A 13,228-nucleotide genomic window follows, 5' to 3' on the forward strand; every position below is an offset into this window, starting at 1 on the left:
CTACAAAGCGATCCGGTCATTCCCATCTAAACGGTTATGACCGGTAGTGTTTTCCATGCCTTCTTCCGCGTGGAGAGACCTGATTGGAAAGATTGATGGAGCCAACATGATAGAGCGATCACATCATGATTTACGCAAGGTGTTTGGTGAGTTACTCCAGGGGGACACCTGCAAATTTGCAGCTTCCGTATTCGATCCGATCTCAGTTCGGATGGCATACGACCTTGGCTTTGACGTTGCCATTCAAGGCGGCTCCGTTGCGTCGCTTCAGGTGCTCGGCGCACCTGACATTGCATTACTCACGCTGGATGAATATGTCGAGCAGGTTTCCAGGGTCGGACGGGCAAGCCAGATTCCGATCATTGGGGATGCTGACCATGGCTTTGGAAACGCGCTGAATGTGATGCGAACAGTCACAGAGTTACAGAAGGCCGGCGTTGCAGCCCTGACATTGGAAGACACCCATCTACCGGCCAAGTACGACGAGCAGTCGCATGTGCTTATTGAGAGGGAAGAAGCCGCAGCCAAAATCTATGCCGCGCGATTTGCCCGGTCGGATGATGCACTCAGCATCATCGCCCGTACGAATGTGGCTGTGACCACTTTGGACGACTCCATCGCTCGCACTGCGGCTTATCAGAAGGCTGGAGCAGATGCTATTTGCCTGGTCGGTGTTAAGGACTTCCAGCACCTAGAAGCACTTACGGCACATCTCAGAGTGCCGATCATGCTGATCAACTATGGAAATCCTGCTCTGAGCAATATTGAAAAATTGAGTGCTGCCAATGTGCGGATCGTGGTCAATGGGCATGCCCCCTATTTGTCCGCAATCAAAGCAACCTACGAGGCGCTACGCGAACAAAGCGGCACGGAGGGGAGCGAGCTATCCCTTCCTGAGCTGCTTTCTAAATACACACTCTCGGACAGTTATCGTGAGTGGGCAAAAATCTTTTTGAAGTCAGAGCACGATTCAAATTGATATTGGAACAGGTGGAATACGCCGTCATGAAAAAGACAATCCTGGCCTTCAGCCGGGTCTCCCCCAGCCTGCTTGAACCTTACAAAGACGACTACGATGTCATCATCATTAGCCCTGAGCTTGGTGATATGGACGCCCAGTTCGAGGCCGCTATTTCGAACGCTCACGGGCTGATTGGTGGAAGTCGTCGTCTGGGTGAAGCTGAGCTGGCTGCGGCTGTAAATCTTGAGATCGTCTCAAGCATATCGGTTGGCTACGACAACTATGACCTCGACTACCTCAACCGCCGAGGGATCATGTTGACCAATACGCCAGATGTGTTGAACGAAACCACTGCTGACCTGGCTTTGGCCCTGATCCTCGCCACAGCAAGACGCATTCCTGAGCTTGATTCCTGGACTAAAGAGGGGAACTGGACACAAACCATCGATGCATCCCAATTTGGGTGCGACGTTCATGGAAAGACGTTGGGCATTATCGGTCTGGGAAAAATCGGAGAAGCCATCGCACGCAGAGGCCGCTTTGGTTTTGGCATGACCATTTTGTATAGCGGCAACAGTCGTAAACCAAAGCTTGAACAGGAACTTGGTGCGAGGTTTGTACCGCAGGAAGAGCTTTTAAGCGCGTCTGACTTTGTTTGTCCGGTCGTGCCATTGACGGACGCCACGAGGAATCTTATCGGACGCAAAGAACTCGCTTTGATGGGCCCGGAAAGTATTTTGATCAATATCTCGCGTGGGCCTGTCGTGGATCAGGACGCACTCATCGAGGCTCTGCAAGAAAAGACAATCCGGGCGGCTGGTTTGGACGTTTATGTGAAGGAGCCCCTGACGAACTCCGAGCTTTTTAACCTGAGAAACGTCGTCACCGTACCTCACATTGGCTCTGCGACGACTGACACCCGCAACGCAATGGCCAAGCGAGCCCTGGAAAATTTGCTTGCGGGTCTGGAAGGTCGCCAGCCGAGAGATCTTGTGCACTTCAAGAAGTAAGAAGAAGTAGGGCGGATTGAGCTCAAAATTGCCGGCAATATGGCTGCTCTCCGGGTGACGTACATGGTAAGGGGGCGGCGAGAGTTTTCTGAGGCAAGCCAGCTTTGCGCAACATCTGCTTCTGGTGAACGCGATCTGTCCCCAATTAGCTCTGACCCTCTTTTCCTGCTGGGTATTAGACCTTGTTTTTCAGGCTTTCAGGGCTCCCAAAACATAGGCCATCCATCACCAGGTTCATCAATCTGGACAAGCGAGATCGCCATTCGCTCTGAGTATCCATTTGCCAGATGCCGGCGATGGCTAGAAAAAAGTCATCGTTAGTGATCCCGGTACGAATCGTCCCCGCGTTTTCGTTCGCTCTTAAAAGCAACTCGGCTGCATTTTGAACTGGAGCGTAGCCCGACTTGCCAGGGAAGTCGTAAACGGAGGCCGCTTGTTGGATTGCTGTAGCGAGTCCTGCCTTTGTCATTGCATATTCGGCAAGGCTATCCATCCACTCTCGGAGAGCTTCCTTCGGGGGTCTTGTTGCGAGCAGCTCTTGTGCCAACAAGGCAATCTGCTGCATTTCGAACTGATAGACCTCGAATACCAGCTTCTCTCTGGTAGGGAAATGGCGATAAAAAGTTCCCTGTCCTACTCCAGCCTTTTTCGCAATCGTACTCAGCGGAACTGCAGGATCGCTGGTCAGTTCAACCACTGCGACCTCCAGAATCCGCTCCCGATTTTTCTTGGCGTCAGAACGCATCACCAACTCGTCAGGCATGAATAATTTTCCCTCATTGCATTGCTAAGCGGACAACTGTCCGGTACGGTTTGCAAGTGGACACTTGTCCGCTTAAGTATCGTTTCTGGAGTTTACTATGAACAGCACTGGCAACACGATTCTGGTTACAGGCGGCACCTCAGGCATAGGCCTCGGGCTGGCGCTACGGCTTCATAAAGCGGGCAACAACGTCATCATCGCGGGACGTCGCAAGGCTCAGCTCGACAAAATCGTGTCGGAAAATCCTGGCATTGATTCAGTATTGCTGGACGTTGCTGATGCTCATTCCATCCAGCGCACCAGCGAAGCGCTTGCGATCAGCCATCCAAATCTTAACGTTCTCATCAACAACGCAGGGATCATGCATTGGGAGGATCTGACTGATCCGGGATACTTGAGTACAGCCGAAGATATCGTGACAACGAACCTGCTAGGCACGATTCGTATGGTGTATGCGTTTACTCCGCAACTAATCAAGCAGCCTGGCGCGACAGTGATCAATGTCAGTTCATCTTTGGCATTTGTCCCCCTGCCAGCCACGCCTACCTACAGCGCAACCAAAGCGGCAGTTCACTCGTTCACTCAAAGTCTTCGAGTGCAGCTGGAAGCCTCGCCAGTTGAGGTTATCGAACTTGCGCCACCGGGTGTGCGTACCACATTGCTCGGCCAGGAAAACGACGAGCATGCGATGCCGTTGGAGGAGTTTTTGGATGAAGTCTTCGAACTGCTAAAGATTTCTCCCACTCCACCTGAACTCGTCGTTGAGCGGGCTAAGCCCCTGCGGTTTGCTGAGGCAAGCGGGTCACATGATGACGTGCTGAAAATGCTTGCGGGATACAAACCACCGGCAGAATGAGTCATTGCTCTGAAGCGCGTCCTGTGTCCAGGTGAGCAGATTGCATCTGCTTACCTGCAGGCCGAATCGCTCAATCGGTGTGTTCACAATTCCGCTGCCTGATCCAGGGCATTTCATCTGAAAAAAGATTGGAAGCTTCAGAAGCTGTTGACACCTGTAGGAGCCGAGGATAATTTATGTAGCACACTACATAATAGCAGGCGATATATATGAGTTCGACGCAACGAAGCGTGGCCACAGAACTTTCCTTCGCGCTTAACGCTGCCGCGAACCGGATGGTTCGATTGCACAAGCCGTTCCTCGAACCACTGGGCCTAACTTTTTCGCAGTACCTGGTCACGCTTGAGCTCTTGAACGGGTCGCCTCGATCTGTGAGCGACTTGTGTGAACGTCTCGACATGGAGACCGGCACGCTTACACCGTTACTCAAAAGGCTGGAAGCTGCCGGGGTGATTACACGCACACGTGATGCCGTCGATGAGCGCCGAGTGCTTATAGACCTCACGGCGTCTGCCCGCGGCATGGAGGATGAACTTCGTAGCATCACTGACAAGATCAGAACGGCGTGCCAGCTCACGCCCGAAGACCTTCAGGAGCTTCATCGCACGCTTGAGGGTTTAGCGCGACCGGCTATCAGTTAATACCTGCCTCAGAAGCAGCTGACAAAGGCATAGCTTTTAAGGTGATGCCACAAACAAATGAAACACCGGCTCTCAGAGCCGCGATGTATTCGCAGAACAGATCGCGTAGGGAGAGGCTCTGTTTGTTAGCACTCGCTGAGGCTTATGTTTGTGAACATCCAGCTCCAAAGATGAGGAATCTCTATGAACATCGGAATTATCGGTAGCGGATTTATCGGGGGAACGCTTGCAAGACTGCTAAGCACTGCTGGCCATACAGTAAGAGTTTCAAATTCACGCGGGCCGCATACAATTGATCCTGATGTGCTCTCCACGGGTGCAATTGCCGTCACGAAGGAAGAGGCTTTGGTGGGTGCTGACGTCGTAATTCTCTCGATACCTTTTGTACGAATTCCAGATCTTAAAGCGCTTCTCGAAGGCCTTCCTGAAGACAGCGTGATCATCGACACATCCAACTATATACCTGCGCGGGACGATCGATTGGATGCAATCGAGAATGGTCAGCCCGACAGTGTATGGGCATCCGAACAAATTGGCCGTCCCCTCGCAAAAGCCTGGAATACAATTTACTCCGCCTCGCTAAATGAAGCTGGCAGGCCTGGTGGAGATCCGGAGCGCATTGCCGTCCCTGTCGCGGCTGATCGTGATCATGACCGCGTTGTGACAATGGCACTCGTCGAGGATTCCGGATTCGACGCCTACTATGCTGGTTCGTTGGCCGAATCCTGGAAGCAACAGTGCGGCACGCCCTGCTATTGCACTGAGGTGACGCTTGAGTCCCTGCCCCAGGCACTTGCTGACGCGGATCTGGCGCGCTCGCGAAAGCGCCAAGATCTCTTCTTTTCGGTATATAACGAGAGATTCGGCAATATTGGAACAAACCCAAGCCGCAACTACATTGTTCAGCTTTCCAAGCTAATTTATGCGTGAGCTCGTTATGACGACACATGGAGGACGATCTGCAAGGTCGCCATACATATCAAGCTTCTAAACCATTATGCAGACTAACAATGTCTCAGGCCGCATATGCTTTTTAATAAAATAAGCGCGCCGTGTTTTTTTCTGATGGTGCTTGATAGGCGAATACAAACAAATCAAGCAGTACTCAGCTAAAACCTTTTTCAATTTCACATGAGTGCGAGGAGTTATTTAAATGAAAATCGGAATTATTGGCGCAGGTAACATTGGCTCAACTTTGGCCCGAAAGCTCGCTGCGTGTGGACACGAAGTTAAACTAGCGAATTCGAAAGGCCCTCAGAGCATTCAAAGCCTTGCCAATGAAATCGGCGTGAATGCGGTGACCAGGGAAGAAGCGGTTTCCGGGGTAGAGGTGATTATCCTCTCGATTCCCTTTGCAAATTATCCTGATCTCGAACCGATCATGAGCAAGGTGCCGGAGAAGACAGTTGTCATTGATACATCAAATTATTATCCGGGGCGTGACGGGGTAATCAAGGAGGTCGAAGATGGCATGCCAGAAAGCATCTGGGTAAGTGAGCAGATTGGCCACCCGGTTGTTAAGGCGTGGAACGCCGTCCTCGCCGCGACGCTCGCAGACAAAGGTCAGCCGGTCGGCTCGCCAACGCGCTTCGCCATACCTGTGGCTGGAGGAAACACATACGCGGAAACCATCGCGCAGGATCTTGTTGAGGATACTGGCTTTATCGCGCTTGCCGCTGGCAGCCTTGAAGAATCGTGGCGCCAGCAACCAGGTACACCAGCGTACTGTACCGAATTGACATTACCGGAACTGAAATTGGCTCTGAAAGCGGCAGACAAGGTTCGGGCGCCTCAAAACCGCGACGCACTGATCGCCAGGTTTATGGCTCCCGGGAGTCAGTTTACGCACGAGCAAATAGTTGCCACCAATCGTGCCATGACAGCATGAGCGGGCTTCTTCCATTGCCATGCCCCGCACGTTAATTCTCCATGGTGCATTAATGCTTAGGCCGTTTGGCACTTTGGACGGATAGGTTGAACTGTTGTTTACTACCGCCTTTTCTGAACGAATGTTGGTCGGGAGCGGAATAAATTGAACGTCCGCTTCTGGCTGTGGATTCAACCGGTCGACGCAACACAACTAAATTCTGTGTAAGCAGAAGGAGTGTTGCAGATGAAGCAGAGACCTCGAATCTATTACACCGAAATCCAGAAAAAACTGATGTGGGATCACTGGCAGAAAGGCGACTCTCTCCAGCACATAGCCCAACTATTTGATCGAAACCATTCATCGATACAGCGCATTTTGGCGGAAACAGGCGGTATCAGACCCTCTGTACGCCGCAGATCCAGATTGGCGCTGACGTTGGCTGAGCGCGAAGAGATTTCGCGTGCAGTGGTGGCAGGAAACTCGATCCGCTCCATGGCCGCGCTGCTAGGGCGAGCAGCCTCTACGATCAGTCGGGAGATCAGACGCAACGGTGGCCAAGGATGCTACCGGGCTAATCAAGCTGATCAGGCTGCCTGGGATCGCGCGCATCGACCTAAGGTTTGCAAGCTTGTTGAGAACCGAACAGTGGCGCAAATTGTTGCAGACAAGCTTCAATTACAGTGGTCTCCGGAACAAATTGCCGGTTGGTTGAAGCGTACCTACCCGGACGATGCGAGCTATCAGGTGTCACACGAAACGATCTATCGCACGCTCTTCATACAGGCTCGCGGGGCTCTGAAGAAGGAGTTGCTTGAGCATTTACGGCGCACGCGGGCCATGCGTCGCTCGCGCCATCACACGCAGAAGAAAGAAAATCACGGTCGAATTACTGACGCGGTATCGATCCGCGAACGCCCAGCCGCGGCTAAGGATCGGGCGGTTCCGGGTCACTGGGAAGGCGACCTGCTGTGCGGTAGCAGGAACAGCCAAATTGCCACTCTTGTTGAGCGACATACCCGCTACGTAATGCTGGTGAAATTGGACGGAAAGGATAGCGAGACGGTCATCAGCGCCCTAATTGAAAACGCCCGTAACTTGCCCCAAGAACTCTACAAATCGCTGACCTGGGATCGCGGCAAAGAGATGGCTGACCATAAACGCTTTACGGTGGCTACCGACATCAAGGTCTACTTCTGCGATCCTCATCGTCCTTGGCAACGAGGATCAAATGAGAACACCAACGGGTTGTTAAGGCAGTACTTCCTGAAAGGAACCGACCTTGCGGAGCACTCGCAAGCCACGCTCAATGAAGTGGCAAGGCAGCTAAATAGCCGCCCTCGGAAAACGCTAGACTACGAAACACCGGCAGAACGATTTAGCCAATCTGTTGCGTCGACCGGTTGAATCCACAGCCAGAAGCGGACATCGTCTAAAGGAAGCCTTTGGACTAAAAGAAGGACTTTGTCTTAAAAAGCCGATAGGCTCATGTACTTGTTATCAGTAAAAATCCAGGCGAAGGTACATGGCACTGTCTAAAGGCGATTTCATAAAACTAATCAGCGCTGACCAAGCGAAAATAGTTTTAACTGATTGGATTAACTCCCGCGAGGCAGCGCCAGGAGATATCGCTTTGGTGGAAGAAGTCTATGTCGGAGAGGATGGGCAGATCGTTCGTCTTCTGTGCGAATACCGTCCGGGTTTTCTAGAGTGGCGAACGGTGTTTTATGAGGCAGGCTTGACTTATGAGCTTCTTCCTTCCCGCGCTGACGTCACCACTTAAATTTTTGCCTCCGACAATTAATGCCCCCCCAAGAGCTGCTTATGGAACCTAGTTCACCCGAAAGCAAATCAAAAAGAATAGTTCTAACAGTGGTAGTATTTTTGCTTTTTGGCGCATGGCTTTATTATGTAGGTTGGGCTTCTAAAATTTCAGCAAGAACAGTTTTGATGCCCGAGATCCCCGAATGGAGTACATACCTGTTGATCAGCTCCATTACTGGGCTTACCGCTGCAATTCGAACATTCTACCAGCGGCCTGGGCGCAAGACAGCAGTACAGGCTCTAAACTCTTTCACTGGATGGTTCTGTTTAGGATTTATTCTATCTCTGAATGGTTATGCCACCGCGGCCTATCTTTTGCCCGGCGAGATTGTTAGTTATAAATCTTCATATGAGCTGAGATACCCCGGACCTCCCAGGGGTAAGTTTGGTCGTTGCGAGGCAGGTCTATGGATCGAGGATCAAAGTACAAATCGCTGGATTGAGCTTTGCACGAACAAAATGGATTTGGATAAAAATATACAACAGGGAATGCAGTTCGTGTGGGTGAGTGCCCGCACGAATAAAATAGGTAGCTACATTATGAAATATAATTTCATCTATAATTAAATCCAACAGAATAAAATCTTGCTTTCGTGAGCACCATCGAACCTGAGCGAGAAACCGAATCAAGACCTAACCGTCTTCAACAATGATCTGAAGGATGAAGATCGTTGTTTAGGCACATTTAAGACGAGCGGGAAATCTTGCTACGAAACAAGTTCCCGATTCGAGTGTGGACACCACGCTCAGGTTGCCTCCGTGCGCAGTGGTAATTTGGGAGGCGATATAGAGTCCCAAGCCCAAGCCTTCACCACGTTGTCCAGCCTCCGATCGGGTGAAAGGTTCAAACAGCAAGGGCGACAAGTGCGGCGGTATCGGGGGGCCTTGGTTGGTCACAGATATAACAATTTCGTCCACTTCAGTGTCGGCCTTAACAGTGATAGGCGACGCTAATGAGCCGTGGGTGACTGCGTTTCCCAACAAGTTGGAAAGCAACTGGCTGATACGCAGAGGGTCACAATAGACACCGGCCGGTATGTCTACCAACTCAATAAATGTAGCTCGAGGGTGCGAGATTTGAACCTCATTCAGAGTCAAACGTAGTGTGTTGCCCAGATCATCGACAAGTTGGCGTTTGATTGGAATTCCGCTCCCCATTCGACCCCGTGCAAAATCCAGCACGTTTTCGATCAGGTTTCCCATGCGTGTGGAGCTAGTACGAATGGCTGAAATTAAGCTAAGCGATCTTTTGTCCGTTGTTTTGGTTTCCAGCAGATCGGCGCTCATACGAATGGCGCTCAATGGCGTGCGCAGATCATGCCCGAGTACGGCGACGAATTGCTCGCGCAACCTTCCGTGCTCCTGGGCATTAACTAACTCCGCTTGGGCAATCTCGAGATTATTCTGGGCATCGAGGCTCAACGCTATCAATTGGGCGAAAAGCGTAAGTGTGTTGGCAATGGCCGGGTCATCGAGATGAGCAGGCACAGAGTCGATGGTACACAGTGTCCCAAAAAACTCGCCGTTTGCCTTTATGATCGGAATAGAAATATAGCTTTCCAATCCATAGGTACTGGGCGTGTGATGCAGGGAAAAAACGGGATGTTCACTGGCGTGGCCAAAAATGACCGGTTTTCTGTGCTGCCGAATTTCATGGCAGATCGTTGACTCAAGCACCAGCTCGTCGCCAGGTTTCAAGCCGAACTCAATGGAGTCATCTACTGCGCACGCCACCCAGTTTTTTTCAGTGACCCTGGCGACAGCGGCGAACCGCATTCCAGTGACGTGCTTGACCATGCTCAATATCACCGGCACAGCTTTGATGCGGTGGATAGCATTAATGTCTTGAGAGAACTCTTGGCTGGTCATAGATCTGCGGTTCAAATGAGTGCGTTCAGAGAATATTCCTAATTATCTAACGTTTCCAATAAGCTATTTCATCAAGCTTCACGTCACTAGGGCCAAAACCAGCGAGTGTCATAACGGCCGCCTCCGGCGGTCGATGAAATGGACATCGACTTCGTGTTGACATTCCTCCAACGACTATTTTTTGCCGCTTTCTACCCGCTTTCTACCCGTTACCGTGGCAGCTTTTGGTCGGTTGCTGCCGGAGGCCGCTATTGGCCGATAGCTTCTCCCAGGAGAAAGGGCGACTGTTGGTCGGATGCGGTACATTCTCAACGGTGGCTCGTGTTCAATTGCTTCCTGTCACAAGCGTCCATTTTTTGCCGATAACTCCTCCTAACTGCAATCAACTTGCTACAAGTGCTCACTTCCAATACGAAACAGTTCCAGTTTCAATACGCTCAAGGTCGCTCTTTCGCTCGATTTCGAAGCAGCAAGGGCTGTCTGTTCACACCGAATTGCCTGCACCACTCCAGCACCGACACCCCAAACCATCGATGAAAAGCCCGCGAGAATGTACTGACATCGGCGTAGCCCAGCAGGTGCGCTACCTGCGGCAGACTGATCGTCGGGACCTGCAGGTATTTGCGCGCCAACTGCTGGCGCGTCTCGTCCAGCAACTGCTGAAAAGAGGTGTTTTCCTCAGCCAGGTGGCGCTGCAAGGATCTCGGGGTGACGGCCATGCAATCGGCCACTCTGTCGATCGTCGCGCGTCCGCTGGGCAACAGATTGCGCAGCAATTGCCTGACGTATCCCGGCATGGCATCGGTGGACAGACGTTCAATACCTGCCAAATGTTCAGCGATGAGCTGATGCAAGACTTCACTGGCGCAATCCAGCGGCTGCGCGAGCACACTGGCATTGAAGAGCAATCCCGTGTGGGCGGCTGAAAACGTCGGCGTGATGTTTAGCGCCTGCCGATAGAGGCCTTCATCCGCCAAAGGCGCATGGCGGAGCATGATTGCCTCGGGTTGCCATGGTGCACTGGCCAGGGTTTGCATCAGGCGCAGACCGACCCCGCACGCCAGCTCTTCGGCCTGAGCGAGGCCGTCGATCTCCTGCTCATCGGCTCGATAACCCAGTAACGCGATGCCATCGGCCACCTCCAGATAGAGATGCGCCGCGCCGTTGTAGAGGGCGAAATTGGCGCGCAGTTCGCGCAGCGCGTCGCCGACGGTACGGGTGTTGTGAATCAGGAAAAACATGTCACCGAAGACGTCGACTCCCTGATGGAGGCCGAACTCCAAACCGAACAATGCGTTGTTCGAGCGCTGCCGGCACAGTGTCAACAAGCGGCAGTAATTGCGAAAGGACAGGATGTCTTCCGGGCGCTGCAGTGACGCTACGGACAGACACGCTTGGCGCAGCATCCGGTTCGGCTCTAGTCCCTGACGCCGGGCAAATGGATCGAAACCTGTCAGGCTGATGGCGCGAATGAACGGGTTGCAAGCCATGTCGATTTACCGAGGTAAGTGTTGCATGCGTTGTTTCCACTGCTGCGGGCTGACCCCGTTCCAGCGCGTGAATGCCCGGGAAAACGCGCTCAGGTCGGCGTAACCCAACAGACCCGCCACTTGCGTCAGGCTGAGCGAAGAATCGCAGAGGTAGCGCGCGGCCATCGACCGGCGTGTCTGGTCCAGCAGCGCCTGAAATCCAGAGCCCTGCGCTCGAAGATAGCGCTGCAAGGTGCGTGGACTGATCATCATGTACTCGGCCATGTCGCGCAGCGTGACCGGGCCGTGGGCCAGTTCATTGCGCAGCCTTTTTTGCAGGTAAGACGGCAATTCCTCCAGCGTCACGCGGGCCAGTTCGTCGATATGTTGCCGGGCCAATTGTTGGTATCTGGCGTCCGTCGTGCTCAGCGGTGTCGTCAGTAATGACTCATCAAACACCCAGGCATTGACCGGGCTGTCGAAACGCGGCGCTACCCCGAGCAAGGCGCGATAGGCCAGGCGGTTGGCCGGAGCACTGTGGCGCAACAGCAGCGATTTTGGTTGCCAGGCGTGCCCGAGCAGTTCGCGCAGCAGGCAACTGGCGATACCCATCGCCAGTTCCACGGTCTGGCGGACCGAAATAAAGGTGCCATCCGTGACGTCGTATAGCAGCAGGGCGTTACCGGCCTGACGCTCAAGCTGCACGAGCGCGCCGTCGCTATGGATATGGAAATAACGTGTCAGCAGGTTCAGCGCCTCGCCGACCGTGCCTGAACTGCGCATGGCGTAAAGCAGGGTGCCGAGACTTTGCGTGCCCTGGCGCAAGCCGAACTGCACGCCGAATAGCGGGTTGTGCGAACGCTGGGCGCACAAGTCAATCAAGGCATTGAACTGCGCGCCGGACAGTCGAGCATCCAGAGGGTCTTCAGGCAGCTCAACCGCGGCCAGCGCCGAAGCCGGGTCGATGCCCTGACTGGCACAAAACGCCTTGAACCCCAACAGCGCAGTACTTCGAACCGTGGACATCCGCTCAACCCTCAGAATGACCGGCCGCCGCTGGCCGGAAAGAACTGGCACGATTTGCAAAATCGCTGGCGCGATCTGCAAAGCTTTCACCTCGCTCGGAGGGCCAGACTCGAAGCACCCATAACAATAAAACTGCGTTCGGCCCGCGGCCGGACGATGGAGGTGTTCGATGCGTCGGTTCCTGTTTGCTTTGCTCGCGGTCGCATTGGTTTCGGGTGCGCTGTATTCGCAGCACCGGCCAGCTGGCCACACCGTTGTCCATCATTCCAGTCACCCTCCGGTCGCCAGCATCAGCGATGCCTTCACCCATTTTTGAGCGTTAGAGCATTTTTTCCGGCAAGCAGGCGTCCTCGCGCAATTGACCACCGGCCAGCGCGCCATGCAGGAACATTTGCTCAAGGGTGCGTGCCGAATCGGCGTTGGCGGCTCGCCCGCGCTGTTCGGCATCCACCAGGCCATACACCAGAGTGATGAACAGCTCGGTGAAAATCGCGGCGGTGATGTCGATGCGAAACAACCCTTGTTGCTGGCCTCTCAGAAAAAATCCGTCCAGCGCCTCCAGGTAAAACTGCCAGCGTGTGTCGCCCCGTTCGAAATCGAGAAAGTCGGGGCGGTAATGTGCCATCAGAAACGCCAACAACTCGCGATGGGCGAGGTGTTCGCGGATCAATCGACGTAACGCGTCCAGCGCCTGCAAATGCTGCAAACCAGCACGGCGGATAATCAGATTGAGCGTTGCTTCGGCGTGTTCTTCCAGTCTTTGCACCAGGTTTTCCCGTGTTCCGCAATAGCGGTGCAGGGTGGCCTTGCTCACGCCTGCCAATTGCGCCAGCTCTTTCATGGTTGCCCTCGGCCGGTTGACGACCGCCACGGTCAACGATTTGAGCAGGTGTTCTTCATGGAAAATCAGGTTCATCACCAAGCCTCAAGCGATCGTAATGT

15 protein-coding genes are annotated in these 13,228 nt (G+C 53.3%); 10 read left to right on the forward strand and 5 right to left on the reverse strand.

All coding sequences use genetic code 11. The features are described from left to right. Positions 1-106 precede the first annotated feature (106 nt). Together ACTJK9_RS05100 and ACTJK9_RS05105 are read left to right on the forward strand one after the other, a co-directional pair. Positions 107-979 (forward strand): isocitrate lyase/PEP mutase family protein, encoded by an 873-nt coding sequence (locus ACTJK9_RS05100; RefSeq protein ID WP_440812831.1) that lies wholly within the window; start codon positions 107-109, stop codon positions 977-979. 26 nt (positions 980-1,005) lie between these two features. Then, entirely contained in the window at positions 1,006-1,971 is a 966-nt protein-coding gene (locus ACTJK9_RS05105; RefSeq protein ID WP_236194503.1) for a 2-hydroxyacid dehydrogenase, read from the forward strand. Between the two features lie 175 nt (positions 1,972-2,146). Here ACTJK9_RS05105 and ACTJK9_RS05110 read toward each other — a convergent pair whose 3' ends face one another. Beyond that, on the reverse strand, positions 2,147-2,734 hold the full coding sequence (locus ACTJK9_RS05110) for a TetR/AcrR family transcriptional regulator (RefSeq protein ID WP_440812618.1): 588 nt from the start codon (positions 2,732-2,734) through the stop codon (positions 2,147-2,149). A 97-nt stretch (positions 2,735-2,831) separates the two neighbouring features. On the opposite strand from ACTJK9_RS05110, the gene ACTJK9_RS05115 reads away from it, so the two are divergent. The 7 genes from ACTJK9_RS05115 (at position 2,832) to ACTJK9_RS05145 (ending at position 8,489) form a co-directional block, all read left to right on the forward strand. After that, complete coding sequence (locus tag ACTJK9_RS05115; RefSeq protein ID WP_440812620.1) at positions 2,832-3,590, forward strand: SDR family oxidoreductase; 759 nt, start codon at positions 2,832-2,834, stop codon at positions 3,588-3,590. Positions 3,591-3,799: 209 nt separating this feature from the next. Beyond that, on the forward strand, positions 3,800-4,231 hold the full coding sequence (locus ACTJK9_RS05120; protein ID WP_011334181.1) for a MarR family winged helix-turn-helix transcriptional regulator: 432 nt from the start codon (positions 3,800-3,802) through the stop codon (positions 4,229-4,231). 183 nt (positions 4,232-4,414) lie between these two features. Next, the gene (locus ACTJK9_RS05125; protein WP_440812623.1) at positions 4,415-5,161 is read left to right on the forward strand and encodes an NADPH-dependent F420 reductase; all 747 of its coding nucleotides are present in this window, start codon (positions 4,415-4,417) and stop codon (positions 5,159-5,161) included. A gap of 223 nt (positions 5,162-5,384) precedes the next feature. Next, on the forward strand, positions 5,385-6,119 hold the full coding sequence (locus ACTJK9_RS05130) for an NADPH-dependent F420 reductase (RefSeq protein ID WP_440812625.1): 735 nt from the start codon (positions 5,385-5,387) through the stop codon (positions 6,117-6,119). Positions 6,120-6,344: 225 nt separating this feature from the next. Then, positions 6,345-7,505 (forward strand): IS30 family transposase, encoded by a 1,161-nt coding sequence (locus ACTJK9_RS05135; protein WP_011334178.1) that lies wholly within the window; start codon positions 6,345-6,347, stop codon positions 7,503-7,505. Between the two features lie 118 nt (positions 7,506-7,623). Continuing rightward, entirely contained in the window at positions 7,624-7,881 is a 258-nt protein-coding gene (locus tag ACTJK9_RS05140) for a hypothetical protein (RefSeq protein WP_011334177.1), read from the forward strand. 41 nt (positions 7,882-7,922) lie between these two features. Then, positions 7,923-8,489 (forward strand): hypothetical protein, encoded by a 567-nt coding sequence (locus ACTJK9_RS05145; protein WP_111539342.1) that lies wholly within the window; start codon positions 7,923-7,925, stop codon positions 8,487-8,489. 108 nt (positions 8,490-8,597) lie between these two features. On the opposite strand, the gene ACTJK9_RS05150 is transcribed toward ACTJK9_RS05145, so the two are convergent. The 3 genes from ACTJK9_RS05150 to ACTJK9_RS05160 form a co-directional block, all read right to left on the reverse strand. Next, entirely contained in the window at positions 8,598-9,791 is a 1,194-nt protein-coding gene (locus ACTJK9_RS05150; RefSeq protein WP_440812628.1) for a GAF domain-containing sensor histidine kinase, read from the reverse strand. A 437-nt stretch (positions 9,792-10,228) separates the two neighbouring features. Further along, positions 10,229-11,281: an AraC family transcriptional regulator gene (locus ACTJK9_RS05155; protein ID WP_011334174.1), complete on the reverse strand. Its 1,053-nt coding sequence runs from the start codon at positions 11,279-11,281 to the stop codon at positions 10,229-10,231. Positions 11,282-11,287: 6 nt separating this feature from the next. Continuing rightward, positions 11,288-12,286 (reverse strand): AraC family transcriptional regulator, encoded by a 999-nt coding sequence (locus tag ACTJK9_RS05160; protein WP_011334173.1) that lies wholly within the window; start codon positions 12,284-12,286, stop codon positions 11,288-11,290. A gap of 169 nt (positions 12,287-12,455) precedes the next feature. On the opposite strand from ACTJK9_RS05160, the gene ACTJK9_RS05165 reads away from it, so the two are divergent. Then, positions 12,456-12,602, forward strand: a complete 147-nt coding sequence (locus tag ACTJK9_RS05165) for a hypothetical protein (protein ID WP_164872147.1) — start codon at positions 12,456-12,458, stop codon at positions 12,600-12,602. 3 nt (positions 12,603-12,605) lie between these two features. On the opposite strand, the gene ACTJK9_RS05170 is transcribed toward ACTJK9_RS05165, so the two are convergent. After that, positions 12,606-13,202 carry a TetR/AcrR family transcriptional regulator gene (locus ACTJK9_RS05170; protein WP_440812633.1) on the reverse strand — a complete coding sequence of 199 codons (597 nt, stop codon included), beginning with the start codon at positions 13,200-13,202 and terminating at the stop codon, positions 12,606-12,608. Positions 13,203-13,228: the final 26 nt, after the last annotated feature.

Source organism: Pseudomonas sp. 22082, assembly GCF_052046055.1.
In the GTDB taxonomy this organism is placed as follows: Bacteria; Pseudomonadota; Gammaproteobacteria; order Pseudomonadales; family Pseudomonadaceae; genus Aquipseudomonas; species Aquipseudomonas pharyngis.